Here is a 22404-nt window from a genome sequence, read left to right on the forward strand (position 1 = left end):
GTGCCGGGCCATGATAAATTCGGCGCCTGTCGCATGGCCGCATGGCCGCACCCAAGGGGAACCCGTTGTCGCTCGTGTCCGACTCTATGCCGGCGCCGCTCTATGCGCGCGTCAAGCAGCACATCAGCAGCAGGATCGCTGACGGCAGCTGGCCGGCGCATCACCGCGTGCCGTCCGAGAACGAACTGGTCGAGTCCCTGGGCGTGAGCCGCATGACCGTGCATCGCGCGCTGCGCGAGCTGACCGCGGAAGGCATGCTGGTGCGGCTGCAGGGCGTCGGCACCTTCGTCGCCGAACCCAAGCGGCGGACCGCGCTGTATGCGGTCAACAATATTGCCGAAGACATCGCTTCACGCGGACACCGGCATCACGCGCAGGTCATCAGCCTGGAGGCGGAACGCGCCGGCCCGGCACAGGCCGCGGCACTGGAGGTAGCGCTGGAGGAGCGGGTCTTCCATTCCGTGATCGTGCATTACGAGGACGACGTGGCGATCCAGCTGGAGGACCGCTATGTCAATGCCGCGGTGGCGCCGGACTACCTGGCGCAGGACTTCACCAGCGAAACCCCCTACCAATACCTGTCCCGCATCGCGCCGCTGACCGAAGGCGAGCATGTGGTCGAGGCAGTGCTGGCGCTGCCGGAAGAGTGCGAGCTGCTGGCCATCCAGCGGGGCGAGCCGTGCCTGCTGATCCGGCGCCGCACCTGGTCCGCGGGCCGGGTGGTGACGTCGGTGCGGCTGGTGCATCCCGGCTCGCTGCATCGCCTGGAAGGCCGGTTCACGTCCTAGGCCCGGAACTGGCCGCCCGCCAGGGCACAAGGGACTCCAACATCATTTGTGATTAAAGCGCCGCGCTGACGCTGGTCGCTCTACGGGATTACCCCGATTCATACGTACTTGTATATACAGGAATATACATGCCTATGCGTCGCCCGAAAAAGCGAGCGTTCCAGACCAGCACGACCGAAGGAGTTCCCGTGACCAAGACCACCACCACCACGCGTTTCCGCGACACCGAAATCCGCGCCCCCCGCGGCACCACGCTGACGGCCAAGAGCTGGCTCACGGAAGCCCCGCTGCGCATGTTGATGAACAACCTCGACCCCGAGGTCGCAGAAAACCCGAAGGAACTCGTCGTCTACGGCGGCATCGGCCGCGCCGCCCGCAACTGGGAATGCTACGACCGCATCGTCGAAGCCCTCACCCGCCTGGAAGACAACCAGACCCTGCTGGTCCAGTCCGGCAAACCCGTCGGCGTGTTCCAGACCCACCGCGACGCCCCCCGCGTGCTAATCGCCAACTCCAACCTGGTGCCGCACTGGGCCAACTGGGAACACTTCAACGAACTCGACGCCAAGGGCCTGGCCATGTACGGCCAGATGACCGCCGGCAGCTGGATCTATATCGGCAGCCAGGGCATCGTGCAGGGCACCTATGAAACCTTCGTCGAGGCCGGCCGCCAGCACTTCGGCGGCAACCTGAAGGGCCGCTGGGTGCTGACCGCCGGCCTGGGCGGCATGGGCGGCGCGCAGCCGCTGGCCGCGACGCTGGCCGGCGCCTGCTCGCTGAACATCGAATGCCAGCAGAGCCGCATCGACTTCCGCCTGAAGACCCGCTATGTCGACGAGCAGGCCACCGACCTGGACGACGCGCTGGCCCGCATCGACCGCTATACCTCGCAAGGCAAGGCCATCTCGATCGCGCTGTGCGCCAATGCCGCCGAAGTGCTGCCCGAGCTGGTGCGCCGCGGCGTGCGCCCGGACATGGTCACCGACCAGACCAGCGCGCATGACCCGCTCAACGGCTACCTGCCGGCCGGCTGGAGCTGGGACGAATACCGCGAACGCGCGCAGCGCGAGCCGGCGGTGGTGGTCAAGGCCGCCAAGGCCTCGATGGCCGCGCATGTGCGCGCCATGCTGGCGTTCCAGCAGATGGGCGTGCCGACCTTCGACTACGGCAACAATATCCGCCAGATGGCCAAGGAAGAAGGCGTGGCCAACGCCTTCGACTTCCCCGGCTTCGTGCCCGCCTATATCCGTCCGCTGTTCTGCCGCGGCATCGGGCCGTTCCGCTGGGCCGCGCTGTCGGGCGACCCGCAGGACATCTACAAGACCGACGCCAAGGTCAAGGAACTGATCCCCGATGACGAGCACCTGCACCGCTGGCTCGACATGGCGCGCGAGCGCATCAGCTTCCAGGGCCTGCCGGCGCGGATCTGCTGGGTGGGCCTGGGCCTGCGCGCCAAGCTGGGCCTGGCCTTCAACGAGATGGTTCGCAGCGGCGAGCTGTCGGCGCCGGTCGTGATCGGGCGCGACCATCTGGACTCGGGCTCGGTCGCCAGCCCCAACCGCGAGACCGAGGCCATGCAGGACGGCTCGGATGCGGTGTCGGACTGGCCGCTCCTGAACGCGCTGCTCAATACCGCCAGCGGCGCCACCTGGGTTTCGCTGCACCATGGCGGCGGCGTGGGCATGGGCTTCTCGCAGCATTCCGGCGTGGTGATCGTGTGCGACGGCACCGATGAAGCCGCCGCGCGCATCGCCCGCGTGCTGCACAACGACCCCGCCACCGGCGTCATGCGCCATGCCGACGCCGGCTACCAGATCGCCGTCGACTGCGCGCGCGAGCAGGGCCTGGACCTGCCGATGCTGAACCACGCATCACGCGACTGACCCGCGGCCAGCAAGAGCCGTTCTGCCGCCGGGCCGCCACGTGCGCCCCGGCCGGCGCCTTATCGTTTTACGGAGACACCCATGTCCATCGACACCACCGCCGGCGTGGCGGTCGCTGCGCCCCAGGCGCAGCTGTCACGCACGCGCGCCATTGCCGCCATCACCATCGGCAATGGCCTGGAGTTCTACGATTTCGTCGTCTACAGCTTCTTTGCCACGCTGATCGGCCGGCTCTATTTCCCGGTCGACAACCCTACCGGGCAACTGCTGATGTCGTTCGCCACCTTTGGCGTCGGCTTCCTGATGCGCCCGCTGGGCGGCCTGCTGATCGGCATGTATGCCGACCGCGCCGGGCGCAAGCCGGCGGTGGCGCTGACGCTGTGGCTGATGGGGCTGAGCTCGCTGATCTTCGTGGTGACGCCGCCGTACGCGCAGATCGGCATCCTGGCGCCGGTGCTGGTGGTGGTTGCGCGGCTGGTGCAGGGCTTTGCCATCGGCGGCGAGATGGGCGCATCGACCGCGCTGCTGCTGGAATACGCCGATGACCGCACGCGCGGCTTCTATACCGCATGGCAGCCGTTCAGCCAGGGCCTGGCGGCGCTGCTGGGCGCGATCACCGGCCTGGTGCTGAGCAACGTGCTGGCGCCGTCAGACCTGGAAGCCTGGGGCTGGCGCCTCGCCTTCATGATCGGCATCCTGGTGATCCCGGTCGGCCTGGTGATCCGCCGCCGGCTGGAAGAAACCGCCACGCCCGTGCGCCATGGCGAGCACGCCGCGCAATGGCCGCTGCTGCGCCGCCATGGCCGCGAGGTCATCGCCAGCATCCTGCTGATGATCGGCCTGGCTTCGTCGACCTATATCGTCGTGTACTACCTCAGCAACTACGCCGTTAGCGTGCTGAAGATGCCGCTGTCGCTGGGCATCTGGGCCGCGTGCGTGGCGGCGCTGGTGCAGGTGGCGCTGTCGCCGTTCGCGGGCTGGCTGGCTGACCGCATCGGCCGCAAGACCGTGGTGCTGTGGTCGCGCGTGGCGCTGCTGGCGATGGTCTACCCGGCCTTCGTGCTGATCAACGCCGAGCCGTCGCTCACGCGCCTGCTGGTGGTGGTGGGCTGCCTGTCGGTGCCGATGTCGATGACCGCGCCGGCCTCGATGGTGCTGGTCAGCGAAGTGCTTCCGCAGCGGCTGCGCGCCACCGGGCTGTCGATCGCGTATTGCGTGGCGATCGCGATCTTCGGCGGCTTTGCGCAGTATTTTTCGACCCGGCTGATCCAGGTCACCGGTAACGTCAATGCGCCCGCGCTGTACGTAATCGGCTGCGGCCTGGTGTCGCTGATCGGCCTGGCGATGGTGCCGGAAACGCTGGGACGACGGCTGAAATGAGTTTCCTGGCGCCGGCGCAGACCGCTCGCGCAGGGTGCGCCAACGCCACCCAAGCTTGTCTGGGCCTTGTTCTCCCTGTCCCGCGTGCGGGAGCGGGGAGCCTGCCGCCAGCCCCTTAAACCACGGGTTAACACGTACAACGCCGTTCGGATTCCCGAACGGCGTTGTCGCATTCCGGTCCGGATTCCCGAACCGTGCGCCGGAATCACATCCTTTTTCCCTTTGTATTCAATAAGTTGCGCAACGCCTGCAGCCCCTTCTGCCTGGCACGGCGCGTGCAATATAGGCCGCCGCTTACAGCGCCAGACGGGTATGCCGGCACGCCGCCCGGCGTCCCGGCCGATGCCAAAAACAAAGGAGGACACACATGACCGACCCCGCCTTGCCCACCCCCTTCGCCACCCCGGCGAACCCCCGGCACCTGTTGCCGCGCTGAACCACGACAAGGCCGGCCCGGTGCCCCGACATCGCCGCCCAGCCTTCCCGCAATACACAGACGCCCGTCCCTGCCACAGGAGACGGACGCAGAGGCCTGATCCACGATGAAACTGAATCGACTGCCCACCCTGATCTTCATTGCGATGCTGCTAGGCGTGCTGGTCGGCACCGCCGCGCACAACATGGCGCCGGACGCCGCCACCGCCAAATCGATTGCGGACCACCTGTCCATCCTGACCGATGTATTCCTGCGGATGATCAAGATGATCATCGGCCCGCTGGTGTTCGCCACGCTGGTGGCCGGCATTGCCAGCATGGGCGATGGCCGCGCCGTGGGGCGCATCGGCCTGAAGGCGATGATGTGGTTCGTTGGCGCCTCGATCACCTCGCTGCTGCTGGGCCTGGTGATGGCCAACCTGCTGGAGCCCGGCCACGGCATGAACCTGCCGCTGCCGCCGGCTGACGCCGCCTCGAACCTGAAGACCGGCGCGCTGAACCTGCGCGACTTCATCGCCCACATGTTCCCCAAGAGCTTTGTCGAGGCCATGGCGAACAACGAGATCCTGCAGATCGTGGTGTTCTCGCTGTTCTTCGGCTTTGCGTTGGGCACGGTCAAGGACGGCGTGGGCAAGCCCGTGCTGCAAGGCATCGAGGGCCTGGCCACGGTGATGCTGAAGGTCACCAACTACGTGATGGCATTTGCCCCGGTGGGCGTGTTCGGCGCGATCGCCGCGGTGATCACCGCGCAGGGCCTGGGCGTGCTGGTGGTGTACGCCAAGCTGCTGGGCAGCCTGTACCTGGCGCTGGCGCTGCTGTGGGTGGCACTGATCGCCGGCGGCTACTTCTTCCTGGGCCGCGACGTGTTCCGCCTGCTCAAGATGATGCGCGCGCCGCTGATGATCGGCTTCGCCACCGCCAGCAGCGAATCGGCCTACCCGAAGGTGATCGACCAGCTGACCCACTTCGGCGTCAAGGAGCGCATCACCAACTTCGTGCTGCCGCTGGGCTACTCGTTCAACCTGGATGGCTCGATCATGTACACCTCGTTTGCCGCGCTGTTCGTGGCGCAGGTGTACGGCATCCAGCTGTCGCTGACCCAGCAGATCACCATGCTGCTGGTCCTGCTTGTCACCAGCAAGGGCATCGCGGGCGTGCCGCGCGCCTCGCTGGTGGTGGTCGCCGCCGTGCTGCCGATGTTCGGCCTGCCGGAGGCCGGCATCCTGCTGGTGCTGGGCATCGACCACGTACTCGACATGGGTCGCACCGTGACCAATGTGCTCGGCAATGCGATTGCCACTGCCGTCGTCGCCAAAAGCGAAGGCGCCATCGGCGCGCCGGTACCGTCCGAGGAGGATGAACCCGCCGCGGATACCACCACCGGCCTGGCACCTGCCCAGGTCCTCGCGGGCAAGTAATACCGTCCGCCAGGCGTGCCAGGGCCCGGTTGCCGATACGGCAACCGGGCCTTTTTGCATTCTGGCGCGGCACTGCCCCCCTGGTGTGGTAAAAGTAGGCACCCGCGCCGGCCCCCGCCCGTCCTGCCCGCGCGGCGGCTTTGCCACCTGCCTCACCCAACACCTGATGACCGGTCCGCTACATCCTCCCGGCGATACCACCCGCGCCACCGCACCTGCGTCCGCCGCACCCGCCGGCTCGCGCCTGCCTCACGGCCTGCGCGGCCTTGCGCCGCTGCTCGCACTGCTGGCGCTGGCCGTGCTGGTGGGCCTGGCGGGCTCGCTCGGCTACCGCTACAGCTACGACACCGCGCTGGCGCGCCAGGCCGAACGCGGCCAGGTGCAGTTGCGGCTGTACACGCAGGCACTGGAAAGCGAGCTGGCCCACTACGACTACGTGCCCGGCCTGCTGTCGCTGGACGAGCGCATCGCCGCGCTGCTGCTGCGCCCGGACGACGCCGCCCGCGCGGCACGCGCCAATGACTACCTGAGCGCCCTCAATACCCGCGCCGGCACGCGCGTGATCTATGTGCTGGATGCGCACGGCAAGGTGCTGGCCAGCAGCAACTGGCAGCGCCCGGACAGCTACCTGGGCGAAGCGCTGAGTTTCCGCCCGTACTTCCAGTCGGCCATGGACGGCCAGCTGGGCCGCTTCTACGGCGTGGGCACCACCCGCAGCGAATCGGGCTACTACCTGTCGGCGCCGCTGGGCGAGCGCGACAACCCGGTCGGCGTGGCGGTGGTCAAGATCGGCCTGGAGCCGCTGGAGAACCGCTGGCAGGGTGCCGACAGCCAGATGCTGCTGACCGACGAGAACGGCGTGGTGATCCTGGCCTCGGACCCGTCGTGGAAGCTGGCCGCGCTGCGCCCCCTGTCACCCGAGGCGCGCGAGCGGCTCACGCGCAGCCTGCAGTACAACCGCGCCCCGCTGCCGCAACTGCCGCTGACCCTGGTGCGCAAGCTGAACAACGGCAACGGCAGCAGCAGCGACGAACTGGTGCGCCTGCGCAGCGGCCCGCCGATGCTGGCGCAGCATGCCGCGCTGCCCGGCACCGACTGGCAGCTGACGCTGCTGACCAATACTTCGCAGGCGCGCGTGGCCGCGCTCAACACCGCGGCGCTGGCCGGCGTGCTGAGCGCCTTCGTGCTGCTGCTGGGGGCAGCGTGGAACGTGCGCCGGCGCATCGTCAACGAGCGTCTGGCGGCGCGCGCCGCGCTGGAGGCGGCCAACAGCGAACTGGAGCGCAAGGTGGCCGATCGCACCGCCGACCTGTCCACCTCCAACCAGCGCCTGCAGGCCGAGGTGGCCGAACGCATCCGCGCCGAGACCGTGCTGCGCCAGGCCCAGGACGGGCTGCTGCAGGCCGGCAAGCTGGCCGCCGTGGGCCAGATGTCGACCGGCATCGCGCATGAACTGAACCAGCCGCTGGCGGCGCTGCGCACCATCTCCGGCAACACCGGCAAGTTCCTCGAGCGCGGCGACTACGCCACCGTACGCGCCAACCTCGACACCATCATCGGGCTGGTCGAGCGCATGGGCCGCATCACCGGCGCGCTCAAGTCGTTTACACGCAAGTCCGGCAACGGCCGCCGCCAGGCCAGGCTGGCCGAAGCGGTGGACAACGCGCTGTTCCTGCTGCAGACACGCGTGGACGCGGTCCAGCCCGCGCTGCAGCGCGATATCGATCCGACGCTGGCGGTGGTGTGCGATCCCAACCGTCTGGAACAGGTGCTGGTGAACCTGCTCGGCAACGCGCTCGATGCCGTCGCCGGCCAGTCCGCGCCGCGCATTGCGCTGCACGCGCACGTGGCGGGCGCCATGGTCCACCTGACCGTGCGCGACAACGGCGCCGGCTTGTCCGAGGAAGCCTTCGCACGGCTGTTCGAGCCCTTCTTCACCACCAAGCCCGCCGGACAAGGCCTGGGGCTCGGACTCACGCTGTCGGCCGGCATCCTCAATGAAAACGGCGGCAGCCTATCCGCCGCCAACCACCCGGACGGCGGCGCCTGCTTCACGCTGGTGCTGCCGCTGGCGCCGCAGGACACCAACCCACAGGATGCAAAGCATGCCGGCTGACCTGACCGTACTGATCGTCGAGGACGATGCCGACGTGCGCCTGGGCTGCGAGCAGGCGCTGCGCCTGGAAGGCATTGCCACGCGCGGCGTGGGCAGCGCCGAGGCCGCGCTGCGCGAGGCCGGACCGGGCTATGCGGGCGTGGTTGTCAGCGACATTCGCCTGCCGGGCCAGGACGGCATGGCGCTGCTCGCGCAACTGCGCGAGCGCGACCCGGCCCTGCCGGTGATCATGATCACCGGCCACGGCGACGTGGGGCTGGCGGTGCAGGCGATGAAGCAAGGCGCCTACGACTTCCTGGAAAAACCGTTTTCGCCCGAGCAACTGGTGGACGCCACGCGCCGCGCGCTGGAGCAGCGCCGGCTGGCGCTGGAAGTGTCAGAACTGCGAGAACGGCTGGCGGGCCGCCAGAAGATGGAAGCCCACCTGATCGGCCATTCGCCCACGGTCGGGCGGCTGCGCCGCCTGATCGCCGACCTCGGCGGCACCGACGCCAATGTGCTGATCCACGGCGAGACCGGCACCGGCAAGGAGCTGGTGGCGCGCTGCCTGCATGAGGCCAGCCAGCGCCACGCGCGCAACTTTGTTGCCATCAACTGCGGCGGCCTGCCAGAGCAGCTGTTCGAGAGCGAGATCTTCGGGCATGAAGCCGGCTCGTTCACCGGTGCCGCGCGCCGCCGCATCGGCAAGATCGAGCACGCCGAAGGCGGCACGCTGTTTCTCGACGAGATCGAGAGCATGCCGATGCCGCTGCAGATCAAGCTGCTGCGGGTGCTGCAGGAACGGGTGGTGGAGCGGCTTGGCTCCAACCAGCCGGTGCCGGTCAACACGCGCGTGGTGGCCGCCACCAAGGCCGACCTGCGCGCGCTCTCCGATGCCGGCCAGTTCCGCGCTGACCTGTACTACCGCCTGAACGTGATCACGCTGGAGCTGCCGCCGCTGCGCGAGCGGCGCGAAGACGTGCCGGCATTGTTCGAACATTTCGTCGCGCAGGCCGCGTTGCGCTTCAGCCGCGAGGCTGTTCCCACCACCCCGGCCGAACTGGCCGCGCTGGTAGCCTACCCATGGCCCGGCAATGTGCGCGAGCTGCGCAACCTGGCCGAGCGCCACGTGCTGGGGCTGGGCTGCAACCCCGGCCACGGCACCACCGCCCCCGAAGCCCTGCCGCTGGCGCAGGCAGTCGAGCAGTTCGAGCGCGCACTGATTGCCGATGCCATGCGCCGCCACGACGGCAACCTGAGCCGCGCCAGCGAAGCCCTGGGCGTGGCCAAGACCACGCTGTTCGACAAGGTGCGCAAGCACGGGCTGTGAAGTGCCGCGGTGAAGCGCGGACCGTCAACCGAGGGCAGCAGCGCGGGCCATGCCGCGCGATCTGTCACGTCACGACAGGACTCTGAAGCGGCCGCTGTATTCAGCGGATGCTTCAGACGCTGTGTCCAGCCATGGGGAACCACCCCTGCAAATCCATGTCTGCGTTACTGTCGTGTCTGCCTGCAAGCACCAATGTGCGTTAAACAACCAATACGCGATGGAATTATGTTTTTTCTTACAGATCGATTGGCGTTTGCGGCATATTATTGGCTTCCAGCAGATCAGGGTCCCAGACATTCAATATGTCCAGAAAGTCGCTGATCGGCTGGAAATGAAAGAAATAACAAATTTATAAAGAATGCCGTCCGGCCGGCGGGGGAGCGGGCCAGGACTCAGGGTCAGTCAACCATTGGCAGTGACAACCGCGCGGCGCTTGTGCCTGGCGCCGCGGGCGCCATCCCGGCGCGGCTGCCTTCAGGACTACGGGTGATGGGATGAAACTGGATCCGGCACTGGCTGAAAAGCCTTATTACAGCACGCGTACAGCGGCAAAACTGCTTAACGTCTCTCTGGGCACCGTCCAGAAGATGGTCGAGCGCGGCGAACTTGGCGCCTGGAAGACCAACGGCGGCCATCGGCGCATCCACAAGGAAACCGTGCACCGCCTGCTGGCGACGCGCATTGGACCGGATTCGGCGTCGCCGCACGGCCTGGACCTGGTGGTGTTCCACCCCAACCACCAGGAAGCGCAGCGCATCCACGCCCAGCTTGCCAAGTGGGGGCTGCCGCTCAAGAGCGTGGTGGTCGACGATGTGCTGGATACCGTCATCACCTCGGTCAGCGAGCATCCGCGCGTGGTGCTGTACTACGTCGACGAACTGAACGACGCCGAGTCGGCCACCATCGAGAAGCTGCAGAATTTCTTTGCCAGCCAGCACGTGATCTTCGCCGTGATCACCAACCGCCAGGCCTATGAAGGCGTGGCCGATGCCCTGCAGCACTGGGGCATCATGGTGTTCCTGAAGACGCCGTCGCTGGAAGAGGTCAAGGGCTTCCTGCGCGCCCAGCTGATGATGGGCCGCAGCGCCTGAGCACGGCTGCATACCGGGGCCATGCCGGCCCCGGTATCGCTTGCTGCCTCAGGCCACTGCCGCCTGCCGGGGCGTTGCCAGCCCGGCTTCGTCGCCGTCGGCCTGCGCCATCATCCACCCGTACAGGTTGCGCGGATCCGGCGGCATCGCCACCAATTCAACCGCCCTGCCCGCCCGATGCGCCTGCGCCGCGGCGTAGAGCCAGCGCAGCGCGGCGTAGTCTTCCAGCGCAAACCCAACCGAATCGAACACGGTGACCTCGTCCGCCGCCGCGCGGCCGGGCGCGTGGCCGGCCAGCACCTGCCACAGCTCGGTCACCGGCGCGTCGGCCGGCAACTGCTGGATCTCGCCTTCGATGCGCGTCTGGGCTTCGTACTCCACCACGATGCGCGCGCGGCGCAGGATATCGGGATGCAGTTCAGTCTTGCCGGGGCAGTCGCCGCCTACCGCATTAAGATGCATGCCGGGCCGCACCATTTCAGGCGTGAGGATGGTGGCGCGAGTCTTGTCGGCGGTGACCGTTGAGACAATGTCCGCCCCGGCCAGCGCGGCCTCGATCGATTCGGCGCGCCGGATCGAAAGACCGGGTATGCCACCAAGGTTGCGCATCAGCCGTGTGGTGGCGGCCGGATCGATGTCATAGGCGGAGATCTCGCGCACGCCCAGCATCGCCTGGAAGGCCAGCACCTGGAACTCGGCCTGCGCGCCGTTGCCGATCAGCGCCATGGTCGCCGCACCGGGCCGCGCCATGGCGCGCGCCGCCAGCGCCGAGGTGGCCGCGGTGCGCAGCGCAGTGGCCAGCGTCAGGTCGGCCAGCATCAGCGGGAAGCCGGTTTCCACTTCGGCCAGCAAGCCGCAGGCCATCACCGTCGGCATGCCATGCTGCGCATTGCGCGGATGGCCGTTCACATACTTGAATGCATACTGGATGCCGTCGCTGACCGGCATCAACTCGATCACGCCACGCGCGGAATGGCTCGCCAGCCGCGCGGACTTGTCGAAGTCGTGCCAGCGCAGGAAGGCCTGCCGGACCTGCCCGGCCAGGTCCACGATGGCGGCCTGCGGACCGATGGCGGCCACCAGCCGGGCCACGTCGCTGGCGTCCAGGAACAGGGATCGGGCGGTGCTTTGCATGACCGTCTCCTTGGCTGTCTGTGCGGTGCCTGCAATCATGCCGCGACCGCGGCAATGCCCGGCCCGCTGCGGCGATCCAGGCGCAGCGTCATGCAGTAGGCGCCGCCGCCGGACAGCATGAAGGGCGACAGGTCGACCTCATGCAGCTGGTAGCCGCGCCGGCCCAGCTCGGTGCGCAGGTGCGGCGTGGTGCGGGTCATCACCACCTGGTCGTCGAGATTGACGGCATTGACACTGAAGTGGCGCAGGTCGTCGGCGCTGGCCTCGATACGCAGCCGCGCCGGCACGCGCGCGCGCAGCTCGCGCAGCGCCGCTTCGCAGAAGGCCGGCGGGTAGTACAGCACCTCGCCGCCGGAAAGCGGGCAGAAGCAGACGTCGAGGTGGTAGCTCTGCTCGGTGGCCAGCTCCAGCGCCACCACGTCCTTGCCGAAGTAGTCCGACACTGCCACGGCCGCCTCATGCGACGAGCGCGGACCGAACCCGGCCCAGAAGTGGCCGCGGCCCGCATCCCAGATGCAGTCGCCCGCGCCTTCCTGGAAGCAGCCCTCGGGCAGCAGCGCGACTTCGTCGAGCAGGCCGCGCTCGCGCAGCGTGCCGAAGATGTCGGCGAACGGCGCCTCTTCACCGCGGCGTTGCGGGTAGCGGAAGCGCGCCAGCAGCGCACGTCCATCGAGCACCACCGCGGCGTTTGCCGGGAACACCATGTCGGGCAGCCCCGGCGCGCCGGGGGCCACTTCCACCGCAAAGCCGGCCCGGCCCAGCGCCTCGCGCAGCGCGTCGAACGACTGCATGGCGCTGCGGTGCATGCCGCGCGGGTCGCGCGCCCAGGCTGCCGGATCCATCCACGGATTGATGCTGTACGACACGTCGTAGAAGGTCGGCTCGACCAGCAGGATCGTGGGGGTGTGGGTCACGGGGGCTCCTTTTTTAATGGCAGGCGTTGGGAAATCAATCGGTTGATTGAATTCTCGGGCAAGCTGGTGTTAACTAATAGCCAGCAACTTGCGCAATTTGCGCGAGCCATTTATCAAAATGCCAGCCCATGCTGGCGCTTTGCAAAGGCCGTTTGCCCACCCCATGGATGCCACCGATCACCAGCTGATTTCCCTCCTGCGCGACAACGCGCGCATGCCGGTCACGGCGCTGGCGCAGGCGCTGCGCGTGTCGCGCGCGACCGTGCAGAACCGCATCGACAAGCTGGAACAGGAAGGCGTGATCGTTGGCTACACGGTGCGCCTGCGGCCCGAGGCCGAAGCGCACCGCATCCGCGCCTGGATGACGATTGCCGTGGAAGGCAACAAGGCCCGCGCCGTGCTGCAGGCGCTGCGCGGCGAACCCAATGTGCAGGCCCTGCACACCACCAACGGCCGCTGGGACATCATTGCCGAGCTGCGCGCCGACACGCTGGAAGCGTTCGACCGCACGCTGGACCGGATCCGGCTGATCGACGGCATCAGCGCCACCGAGACCAGCATCCTGCTGTCGACCTACAAATAGGAACCCGTTCAGGCTGCGGCGCCGCCGCGCAGGCGCTCGCGCCGCGATTCCTCGTGGAACACGCTGCCGCTGGGACGCAGCAGGTCGCGCAGCGACAGGATGCCGGCCAGGCGCATGGTCTCGGCGCTTTCCACCACCGGCAGGCGCGCCACGCTCAGCGCGGCCATGCGGCCCGCGGCGGCGCGTGCGGTCTGGCCAGGCAACAGCACATGCGCCGGCGCACTCAGCAGGTCGTGGCAACGCATGCCGGGCGGGATCTCACCAGCGGCCAGGCCCCGGATCGCAGCGCGCTCCAGCATGCCCAGCACGCGCCCTTCGGCTACCACCGGGTAGGCGCGATGGGCCGCATGCTCGCCAAAGTAGCGCACCATCGCCTCGGCCACCGGCAGCTCGGCGTCGATGGCAACCACCTCGCGTGTCATCAGCTCGTCCACATGGGCGCGTTCTAGCGGATCCACACCGTATTCGCGATAGATATGCAGGCCGCGCCGGGCGATCTTCTCGGTCATGATCGAACGCTTCATGGTCAGCACCGAAAAGCCGTAGGCCACCGCCGTGGTCAGCAGCAACGGCAGCAGCGCCTGCGTGTCGTGCGTGAGCCCGAAGGCGAATACGATCGCCGTCAGCGGCGCGCCCAGCACGCTGCCCAGCACGCCGGCCATGCACACCAGCGCCCACAACTGCGGCGAGCCGCCCGGCAGCCACGGCGCCAGCACCACGCCCAGGCCCGCGCCCAGCATCAGCAGCGGCGCCAGCACGCCGCCCGAGGTGCCCGAACCCAGCGCCGCAATCCAGATCACGGCCTTGACCGCCAGCAGTGCCAGCGCAATCTCGATAGCGATGCGGTTGTTCAGCAGGTCGCCGATCACGTCATAGCCCACCCCCAGCGCGCGCGGCTCGAAGTAGCCGCCGATGCCGACCACCAGCCCGCCCAGCGCCGGCCACCACATCCAGTGCAGCGGCAGGCGCGAGAACGCGTCTTCGGTGCGGTACAGCGCCAGCGTCAGCCCTGCCCCCAGCACGCCGCAGAGCAGGCCGGCCAGCACGCAGGACAGCAGCGCCGGCGTGCCCGCAGCGGCCGTCTGCAGCGGAAACAGCGGACCGGCCTCGAAGAACAGCGGCCGCAGGAACCCCGCCACCGCGCAGGCCAGCGCTACCGGCAGCAGGCTGCGCGGGCGCAGCTCGAACAGCAGCAGCTCGACCGCCAGCAGCACTGCCGCCACCGGCGTGCCGAAGATCGCGGTCATGCCCGCGCACGCGCCCGCCACCAGCAGCGCCTTGCGCTCGCCCGCGGTCAGGTGCAGGTACTGCGCCAGCAGCGACGCCAGCGAGCCGCCGGTCATGATGATCGGCCCCTCGGCGCCAAACGGCCCGCCGCTGCCGATCACGATGCCCGACGACAGCGGCTTGAGCACCGCCACTCGCGGCGACATCTTGCTCTTGCCGAACAGCACCGCCTCGATCGCCTCGGGAATGCCATGGCCACGGATCTTGTCGCTGCCGTAGCGCGCCATCAGGCCGACGATCAGCCCCCCGATGACCGGCATCGCGATCACCCACGCACCCAATGCATGGTTGGCAGGCGAGCGCTCGGCCAGCGACAGCGTCTGGTAGAAAAACAGGTTGGTGAAGAAACGGATCAGGTTCACCAGCACATCCGCCGCCACGGTGCTAAGCGCACCGATGCCCAGCGCGATCACGGACAGCATCAGCAGGCGACGATTGACGGCATAGTCGCGTTTCTCGACCGGCATAACAGACGACATTGGGGGCTCCTTGCTCTTATGCGCTCTTGTGCGGTGCGCCATGCCCCATGATTGGGATGCACTGCACCAAAGGCGGCCAAATATATCACCCCGTGATATATTACGCGCACCATTCCAAAGCGCCCCCGTCACAAGAATGCCAACCGCCCCCGCCGTCTCCGCCCTGGCGCAGAATGCCCGTGCATGGCTGCGCACATTCGTTCCGCTGCCCGTCCCCGCCAGCCGCAAGGAGCGCTTCAAAAGCTGCCTGGGCGCCCTGCTGGGCCTGATCTGCACTGAATGGATCAGCCACCAGACCCTGGGCGGCTTCAATCCCTGGTTTGTCGCGCCGATGGGTGCCTCCGCGGTGCTGCTGTTCGCCGTGCCGTCATCGCCGCTGGCACAGCCCTGGTCGATCATTGGCGGCAACCTGATTGCCGCGGTGATCGGCGTGGCGTGCGCGCGCTGGATCCCGGACCCTGGCCTGGCCGCAGCGGTCGCCGTGGCCGTCGCCATCGCCCTGATGTTCCAGTTCCACTGCGTGCACCCGCCCAGCGGCGCCGTGGCCATCACCGCCGTATTCGGCGGGCCGGCGGTCAGTGCGCTGGGCTTCGGCTTTGTTGCGGTGCCGGTGCTGTTCAATTCGATGCTGCTGCTGATGATGGCGCTTGCCTTCAACAACCTGTCGCGGCGGCGCTACCCGCACCGCCCGCCCGAGCCTGCCATGCAGCACGGGACCAAGGACGTGCCGCCATCCCAGCGCGTGGGCGTCACCCGCGCCGACCTCGATGCTGCGCTGAAGGTGCGCGGCGAATTCCTGGATATCGAAGAAGACGACCTCGAACAGATCCTGGTGGCCGCGCAGTTGCGCGCCTACCGGCGCCACTTCGGCAACGTGCTGTGCGGCGAGATCATGTCGCGCGACGTGATCATGGTGACCCCGGACCAGCCTGCGCATGAGGCCGGGCACCTGCTGTCGCGGCACCGCATCAAGGCCCTGCCGGTGGTGGACGCCACCCGGCGGCTGGTTGGGATCGTTACCCAGAGCGACTTTTTTGCGGCGCAGCGTGATACCGGTGCGCGCCGGCTGGCTGGTACCGTGCGCAACCTGATGACACGGGCGGTGGTGACAGCCCGTGCCGACCAGCCGATGGTGGAACTGGCACAGGCCTTCTCCGACGGCGGGTTGCACCACGCGCCGGTGATCGATGATCAGCGGCGCGTGGTGGGGATGGTGACGCAGTCTGATCTTGTTGCTGCACTGCTCAAGAGTGGGGTGATGGCGGTGCCGGATTGATGGCATTCCACGGACATCGCATCAACGCCTTCGGCTGCCGCGCAAGCACTCAATGACCGCCAGCGCACTTTGAGCCTGCGCAGCAGCCGTAGGCGTCCCTGCGATGCCGTTTGCAGCAGGCGGCCTACGCCCTGCATGGGGATCGTTCAATAGTGGGTTAGCGTAGCCACTGTCCCTGACTCACATGGCGTAGCAGGGTCGAACAGGCAACCACGCCCAAACGGCAAGCACCACCGTGCGAACCACCAACGCCGTGGAATTGATTGCCAGCCGCATAGGCGACGCGTTTTTTGGTTACTTTTTGTCGCTCGGACAAAAAGTGACTCGCCGGCTACGCCGGCGAAACAGCCCACGCCCACCAAGCGCCACATACCGCCCCCCTGTCGAAAAGCCAAACACCCCACCCGCTATCCACCTTCACAAACCTATGGCACTGTGCCCCCATCAGGGCGAACACGCCGCACCCAGCGGCCCACCGCCATAGTGACGACTAACCCACCATCCCCCTTCCGCATCACCCCACCCAACGTAAGCTATATTTACGCCGTTCCCGTCACACCGGCGGGACCAAGGGAGATCCATCCATGAGTTCCGGCCAGTTAATTGAGAAAATCGCAGCCGTCTTCGCGCTGATCGTGCTGATCGGCGGCTCGCTGCTGGTGCTCGCGCCGTTTACCACCGCGCTGCTGTGGGGCGCGATCCTGGCCTTCAGTTCGTGGTACCCCTACACGGTACTGTCCCGCTGGCTGGGCAACCGGCGCAGCCTGGCGGCGCTGATCTGCGTGCTGCTCGCCACCGTGGTGGTGCTGGGTCCGTTCGTCTACGCCGGCGCCAGCTTCTCGGCGCACCTGGACGAGCTGTCCGCGCTGGTCGACCGCTATATGGAACACGGCATCCCGCAACTGCCCGCCTGGCTGAGCAGCCTGCCCTATGTCGGCTCCTACCTGCAGAATTCCTGGAACAGCGTCATCAATGCCGATTCCGAGATGGTGGCCAACCTGCGCAAGCTGATCGCCCCGGTTGGCCACGTGCTGCTGGGCGCCGGGCTGTCGATCGGCGCCGGGCTGGGCCAGCTGGCACTGTCCATCATCCTGGCGTTCTTCTTCTACACCGGCGGCGAGTTCGCCATTGCCTGGCTGCGCGCGGGCATGCACCGCATCGCCGGCGAGCGCGCCGACCACCTGCTGGAGCTGGCCGGCAGCACCGTCAAGGGCGTGGTCTACGGCGTGCTGGGCACGGCCTTCATCCAGGCGGTGCTGGCCGGCGTCGGCCTGTGGATCGCGGGCGTGCCGGGAGCGGCCATCCTGGGCTTCGTGACCTTCTTCCTGTCGGTGATCCCGGTCGGCCCGCCGCTGGTGTGGCTGCCGGCCGCGCTGTGGCTGTACCACACCGGCGCCACCGGCTGGGCCGTCTTCCTGGTGATATGGGGAGTGGGCGTGGTCAGCATGGCTGACAACATCGTCAAGCCGCTGCTGATCAGCAAGGGCACCGGCATGCCGCTGATTTGGATCATGCTGGGGGTACTTGGCGGCGCGCTGGCGTTCGGCTTCCTGGGCGTGTTCATCGGCCCGACGCTGCTGGCCGTGGCCTATGCGCTGCTGCGCGACTGGACCATCGGCTCGCAGGCAGAGCTAAAGCAGGACCTGAAGCAGGGCGAGGCACTGGCGGCCCCGCCGCCGGCGCCGGCCGTGGTCGACAACCCCGACGTCCCGCCGGCCACGACCGGCAAGCACCCCGGCTGATGGCAGGACACGACGCGCCCGGCGCGCCCGCCACCCCCGACCTCTCGCCGGCCATGCTGCACCGGCTGGTGGCGTGCGAATACTGTGACGCGGTCTACGAACGCACGCCGGTCTCGCCCGGCGAGCGCGCGCTGTGCCTGCGCTGCGGCGGCGAGCTCTACCGCGAAAGCCGCCGCCAGTATCAACGGCTGCTGCCGCTGGTGATCACCGCGCTGATCCTGTTCCTGGTCTCCAACGCCTACCCGATCGTCGAGATGGACCTGCAGGGGGTCCGCACCCAGACCACGCTGCTGGGCGCGGTGCAGGCCCTGTACACCGACAAGATGGGGCTGGTGGCGGCACTGGTGTTCGCCACCACCATCCTGTTCCCGCTGGCTGAAATGCTGATGATGGCCTACCTGCTGGTGCCGATGGCGCAGCACCGCATGCCCGCCGGCTTCGACCGCATCGTGCGCGGCATCCGCCAGACCCGGCCCTGGGGCATGATCGAAGTCTTCATGATCGGCGTGCTGGTGACGCTGGTAAAGCTGTCCAGCATGGCGCGCGTGCTGCCCGGCGTCGCGCTGTGGTCGTTCGCGGCGCTGGTGATCGTGCTGGCGGCGATGCTGTCGTTCGATCCGCGCGACCTGTGGCGCCAGCTGGAAACACCCGATGACAACGCCGCGGCTGCGGGCGAGGAAAGCCGATGACAGGCCAGCCGCAACGGCCGACGCAGCGTCCCCGCCAGCCGGGCGGCCGCCTTGCCCGCCCGCGCCAGCTGGCGCGCGAGGTGGTGGCCGAACTCACCGACGACGACGAGCGCAACCCGCTGCCGCAGGTCCCGACCGCCAGCCGGCTGGGCCTGCTGTCGTGCCACGCCTGCGACCTGGTCAGCCCGCGCACACTGGAGGGCGAGCCCTGCCCGCGCTGCGGCGCCACCCTGCACCATCGCAAGCCCGACAGCCTGGCGCGCACCTGGGCTTTCCTGCTGGCCGCCTTTATCCTCTATATTCCGGCCAACGTGCTGCCGGTGATGGTGACGCAGTCCATCCTCGGCACGCAGCAGGACACCATCCTGTCCGGCGTGATCTACCTGTGGCTGTCCGGCTCGCACATGCTGGCCGGGCTGGTGCTGATCGCCAGCATCATCGTGCCGCTGCTGAAGATGGTGATCCTCACCTTCCTGCTGCTGTCCGTGCATTTCCGCTCGACCTGGCGGATCCGGCAGCAGACCCGGCTGTACGGGCTGGTAGAGGTGATCGGCCGCTGGTCGATGCTCGATATTTTCGTGGTGGCGCTGCTGGCCTCGCTGGTGCGGGCCGGGGCGCTGGCCACCATCATCCCCGGCGGCGGCGCCATGGCCTTCGGCGCGGTCGTGGTCATGACCATGCTGGCCTCGCTCAGCTTCGATCCGCGCCTGCTGTGGGATTCGCTGGAAGACGACAATGCCCGACACTGACAACCAAGCCACCACGCCCGCGGGTTCGCCCCCGCCGGCACCGCCGGGCCTGCCGCGGCCCGAACGCCGGCGCCGCGCGCGCTGGCTGCCCTCGCTGGTCTGGCTGATCCCGATCGTGGCCGCGGCGGTCGGCATCTCGCTGCTGGTGCATACGCTGACCTCGCGCGGGCCGGAGATCACCGTCACCTTCCGCACCGCCGAAGGCCTGACGCCCGGCAAGACCGCGGTACGCTACAAGGACGTCGACATCGGGCTGGTCAAGTCGGTGCGGCTGGCGCGCGACCGCTCGCACGTGGTGGCGTCGATCGACCTGACCAAGGACGCCGAGAACTTCGCCGTGGCCGACACCCGCTTCTGGGTGGTGCGCCCGCGCTTTGCGGCCAGCGGCGTGTCCGGGCTGGAGACGCTGCTGTCGGGCGCCTATATCGGCGTGGACGCGGGCAAGTCGCAGGAATCCGCGCGCGACTTCAAGGGGCTGGAAGTGCCACCGGCGGTCACCACCGATGCCTCCGGCAAGCAGTTCGTGCTGCGCGCCTCCGAGCTGGGCTCGCTCGATATCGGCTCGCCGGTCTACTACCGGCGCGTGCTGGTGGGCCAGGTGGTGGCTTACCAGCTTGATCCCAACGGGCGCGACCTCACGCTGCGCGTGTTCGTCAACAAACCCTATGACAAGCTGGTCACCGCCGACACGCGCTTCTGGCATGCCAGCGGCGTCGACCTGAAGCTCGATGCCGGCGGGCTCAAGCTGTCGACGCAGTCGCTGGTGACAGTGCTGCTGGGCGGCGTCGCCTTCCAGGCGCCGGACCACACCACCGCCACCGACGCCGCGGCCGAGAACACGCAGTTCCTGCTGGCCAACGACCAGGCCGAGGCGATGAAGGAGCCGGAAGAACTGGCGCCCACGCTGGCGGTGCTCAATTTCGACCAGTCCGTGCGCGGGCTGTCGCCGGGTGCACCGGTGGACTTCCGCGGCGTGATCGTGGGCCAGGTGCGTTCGATCGGCATCGAGTACCAGCGCGACAAGAAGGCGTTCCGCATGCCCGTGGTGGTGGAGCTGTACCCGTCGCGCATGGGCTTCCGCGAACGCGATGTCGAAGACCGCGAGCGCGCGCGCAAGATCATCCAGGGCCTGCTGCAGCGTGGCATGCGCGCACAGTTGCGCACCGGCAACCTGCTCACCGGCCAGCTCTACGTGGCGCTCGACTTCTTCCCGAAGGCGCCGCCGGCCAAGGTCGACCTGGACGCGCCGATTCCTGAGTTCGCCACTACCCCAGGCACCTTCGACCAGATCCAGGCGCAGGTAGGCGACATCGTCAACCGCATCGACAAAGTGCCGTTCGACCAGATCGGTCAGGACCTGCGCAGCACGGTGGCCAGCCTGAACAAGACGCTGGCAACCGCCGACAAGCTGGTGCAGCAGCTCAACGGCGACGTTGCACCACAGGTGCTGGCCGCGCTGCAGGACGCGCGCAAGACCCTGACCGCGGCCAACGGCACGCTGGCCTCGGACGCGCCGCTGCAGCAGGACACGCGCCGCATGCTGCAGGAGCTTACGCGCACCGCCACGTCGCTGCGCACGCTGACCGATTACCTCGAACGCCACCCTGAAGCGCTGCTGCGCGGCAAGCCGGAGCAAGAATGATGAAGCGCCTTACTCTCACCAGCCTCCTCGCCGGCGCCCTGGCCGCGGCCGTGCTGGCCGGGTGCGCCTCGCCCGAGCCGCGCTACTACACGCTGGCGCAGGGCGCGGCCGCGCCGCTGCCGGCCACGACGACGCCGGCATCGACCAACACGCTATGGCTGGAAGTCGCTCCGGTGCGCGTGCCGGAGCGCCTCAACCGCCCGCAACTGGTGGTGCGCGATGGCGGCGACGCCGGCCTGCGCCTGCTGGACCTGGCGCGCTGGTCCGCGCCGCTGCCCGACGAGCTGCGCGATGCCTTGTCGCAACGCCTGCAGGCCACGCTGGGCGCGGTCGACACCTACCAGCAGGGGATGTCGGACGTGCAGCCGCTGTACCGGATCACCACGGAAGTGCTGCGCCTGGATGCCGACGTGGGCCAGCGTGCCGGCGCCACCATCAACTGGACCGTGCGGCGGCTGCCGGACGGCAAGGTGGTCAGCGGCCGCACCCAGGCAGAGCTGCCGGCGCCCGGCGCGGTCGATGGCGTCGTGGCGGCGTACCGCGAGATCGTCGCCAGCACGGCGGCCGATATCGCGGCCGGGGTGCAGTCGCTGCGCCCTTAGTCGTCGCCCCACGCCGCCGTGTCGCGCTCGCGGCGCGCGGCGGCTTCAGCGGCCCGCCGGTGAATCGCCTCGGCCATCGCCGCCAGGCACTCGGCCGCCCCACCGTGCACCAGCTTCGCCGAACACGCCAGCATCAGGTTCTGGCCCAGCCCGAAATCCTCCACCACGAAGCCGCGCGCATCCAGCGGCGCGCCGTCCTCGTCGGTGGCCACGGTGACGCGCTCGCGCAGCGTGCCCGCATCCGCGCTGTAGGCCCAGACCGGCTTCTGCAGCGCCACCGCGAAGCCCACCTCGAACGCCGTGCCGGAATCCGGTTCGCCCGGTCCGCGGAAATCGTCGAGGTTGGCCATCACCATGTCGGCGCGCCGCAGCAGCGCAAGATTGGCGTCGTAGATCCAGCGCGCGGTGTCGGCACCCGACAGGCCATCGGGCGCGGATTTGTCGAGGGGATACAGGCCGCTGAAGCCGTGCGCTGCGCACAGCGCCTTGAGGTGCTCGCCCCAGGCGCGCGCATCCTTGCGAAAGACGTCGAAGCCAGCCAGGTAGATGGTTTTCATCCGTTTGCGCGAGAAACCTCGGCCTTCAGGCTGGGGAGGGATAGCGCACGACGCAAAGCGTCGCCCCTGTCCTCGCTTTCCTTAAGTGTGAGCGCTATGAGTGAGTAACCATAGCCGTCGCCGCGTTGCATCAGTTTGCAGTGCTTGTAGGAAATGTCCTGCACCGCCCCGGATGCAGTCTGGATGTTGAAGGAGCCAGTTGCTCGGATGGCGACACGACCGACGTGAGTTCCCGCCCTCTTCCCAGCGGGAACGATGGCCTTGACCATATCGCCAGTCTGGAAGCCGAATGCGCGCTTGCTTCGCATGAGATAGCCGCGCGGGAAGCCG

19 protein-coding genes and 1 pseudogene are annotated in these 22404 nt (G+C 68.2%); 15 read left to right on the forward strand and 5 right to left on the reverse strand.

Features of this window, described 5'->3' with window-relative positions:
* Window positions 1-41: 41 nt before the first annotated feature.
* The 8 genes from hutC (at window position 42) to AC07UK_RS26505 (ending at window position 10420) form a co-directional block, all read left to right on the forward strand.
* On the forward strand, window positions 42-788 hold the full coding sequence (gene hutC, locus AC07UK_RS26470; RefSeq protein WP_436220960.1) for a histidine utilization transcriptional repressor HutC: 747 nt from the start codon (window positions 42-44) through the stop codon (window positions 786-788).
* 188 nt (window positions 789-976) lie between these two features.
* The gene (gene hutU, locus AC07UK_RS26475; protein ID WP_494686803.1) at window positions 977-2671 is read left to right on the forward strand and encodes a urocanate hydratase; all 1695 of its coding nucleotides are present in this window, start codon (window positions 977-979) and stop codon (window positions 2669-2671) included.
* Between the two features lie 81 nt (window positions 2672-2752).
* Window positions 2753-4051: an MFS transporter gene (locus AC07UK_RS26480; protein WP_013955738.1), complete on the forward strand. Its 1299-nt coding sequence runs from the start codon at window positions 2753-2755 to the stop codon at window positions 4049-4051.
* 542 nt (window positions 4052-4593) lie between these two features.
* Window positions 4594-5904, forward strand: a complete 1311-nt coding sequence (locus tag AC07UK_RS26485) for a dicarboxylate/amino acid:cation symporter (RefSeq protein ID WP_211980776.1) — start codon at window positions 4594-4596, stop codon at window positions 5902-5904.
* A 166-nt stretch (window positions 5905-6070) separates the two neighbouring features.
* On the forward strand, window positions 6071-8020 hold the full coding sequence (locus AC07UK_RS26490; RefSeq protein WP_494686804.1) for a sensor histidine kinase: 1950 nt from the start codon (window positions 6071-6073) through the stop codon (window positions 8018-8020).
* On the forward strand, window positions 8010-9329 hold the full coding sequence (locus tag AC07UK_RS26495) for a sigma-54-dependent transcriptional regulator (RefSeq protein WP_436220955.1): 1320 nt from the start codon (window positions 8010-8012) through the stop codon (window positions 9327-9329). Before AC07UK_RS26490 ends, AC07UK_RS26495 begins: the two co-directional genes overlap by 11 nt.
* A gap of 49 nt (window positions 9330-9378) precedes the next feature.
* Entirely contained in the window at window positions 9379-9684 is a 306-nt protein-coding gene (locus tag AC07UK_RS26500; protein WP_148271559.1) for a hypothetical protein, read from the forward strand.
* A gap of 139 nt (window positions 9685-9823) precedes the next feature.
* Complete coding sequence (locus AC07UK_RS26505) at window positions 9824-10420, forward strand: helix-turn-helix domain-containing protein (RefSeq protein ID WP_436220954.1); 597 nt, start codon at window positions 9824-9826, stop codon at window positions 10418-10420.
* Between the two features lie 48 nt (window positions 10421-10468).
* On the opposite strand, the gene ocd is transcribed toward AC07UK_RS26505, so the two are convergent.
* Entirely contained in the window at window positions 10469-11554 is a 1086-nt protein-coding gene (gene ocd / locus AC07UK_RS26510) for an ornithine cyclodeaminase (protein WP_436220953.1), read from the reverse strand.
* A 35-nt stretch (window positions 11555-11589) separates the two neighbouring features.
* Window positions 11590-12468: a dimethylarginine dimethylaminohydrolase family protein gene (locus AC07UK_RS26515; protein WP_494686807.1), complete on the reverse strand. Its 879-nt coding sequence runs from the start codon at window positions 12466-12468 to the stop codon at window positions 11590-11592.
* A gap of 163 nt (window positions 12469-12631) precedes the next feature.
* Between AC07UK_RS26515 and AC07UK_RS26520 the strand changes: the two genes are divergently transcribed.
* Complete coding sequence (locus tag AC07UK_RS26520; protein WP_013955729.1) at window positions 12632-13051, forward strand: Lrp/AsnC family transcriptional regulator; 420 nt, start codon at window positions 12632-12634, stop codon at window positions 13049-13051.
* 8 nt (window positions 13052-13059) lie between these two features.
* On the opposite strand, the gene AC07UK_RS26525 is transcribed toward AC07UK_RS26520, so the two are convergent.
* Complete coding sequence (locus tag AC07UK_RS26525) at window positions 13060-14817, reverse strand: chloride channel protein (RefSeq protein ID WP_436220952.1); 1758 nt, start codon at window positions 14815-14817, stop codon at window positions 13060-13062.
* 136 nt (window positions 14818-14953) lie between these two features.
* Between AC07UK_RS26525 and AC07UK_RS26530 the strand changes: the two genes are divergently transcribed.
* The 6 genes from AC07UK_RS26530 (at window position 14954) to AC07UK_RS26555 (ending at window position 21517) form a co-directional block, all read left to right on the forward strand.
* A complete protein-coding gene (locus AC07UK_RS26530; protein WP_013955727.1) occupies window positions 14954-16093 on the forward strand; it encodes an HPP family protein in 1140 nt (379 codons plus the stop codon).
* Window positions 16094-16677: 584 nt separating this feature from the next.
* Window positions 16678-17835 (forward strand): AI-2E family transporter, encoded by a 1158-nt coding sequence (locus AC07UK_RS26535; protein WP_436220951.1) that lies wholly within the window; start codon window positions 16678-16680, stop codon window positions 17833-17835.
* Window positions 17835-18524 (forward strand): paraquat-inducible protein A, encoded by a 690-nt coding sequence (locus AC07UK_RS26540; protein ID WP_494686808.1) that lies wholly within the window; start codon window positions 17835-17837, stop codon window positions 18522-18524. Before AC07UK_RS26535 ends, AC07UK_RS26540 begins: the two co-directional genes overlap by 1 nt.
* On the forward strand, window positions 18521-19273 hold the full coding sequence (locus AC07UK_RS26545) for a paraquat-inducible protein A (RefSeq protein ID WP_436220949.1): 753 nt from the start codon (window positions 18521-18523) through the stop codon (window positions 19271-19273). Before AC07UK_RS26540 ends, AC07UK_RS26545 begins: the two co-directional genes overlap by 4 nt.
* Window positions 19260-20915, forward strand: coding sequence for a PqiB family protein (locus tag AC07UK_RS26550; RefSeq protein WP_494686809.1), 1656 nt, complete (start codon window positions 19260-19262; stop codon window positions 20913-20915). The genes AC07UK_RS26545 and AC07UK_RS26550 overlap by 14 nt, the downstream gene beginning before the upstream one ends.
* A complete protein-coding gene (locus AC07UK_RS26555; protein ID WP_494686810.1) occupies window positions 20912-21517 on the forward strand; it encodes a PqiC family protein in 606 nt (201 codons plus the stop codon). The genes AC07UK_RS26550 and AC07UK_RS26555 overlap by 4 nt, the downstream gene beginning before the upstream one ends.
* On the opposite strand, the gene AC07UK_RS26560 is transcribed toward AC07UK_RS26555, so the two are convergent.
* Together AC07UK_RS26560 and AC07UK_RS26565 are read right to left on the reverse strand one after the other, a co-directional pair.
* Window positions 21514-22074 carry a nucleoside 2-deoxyribosyltransferase gene (locus AC07UK_RS26560; protein WP_436220946.1) on the reverse strand — a complete coding sequence of 187 codons (561 nt, stop codon included), beginning with the start codon at window positions 22072-22074 and terminating at the stop codon, window positions 21514-21516. The genes AC07UK_RS26555 and AC07UK_RS26560 overlap by 4 nt on opposite strands.
* Window positions 22071-22404 (reverse strand): annotated as a pseudogene (locus tag AC07UK_RS26565) (RNA-guided endonuclease IscB); the annotation flags it as partial. The pseudogene AC07UK_RS26565 and the gene AC07UK_RS26560, both read right to left, overlap by 4 nt.

This window comes from Cupriavidus sp. GW821-FHT07C08 (assembly GCF_059419025.1).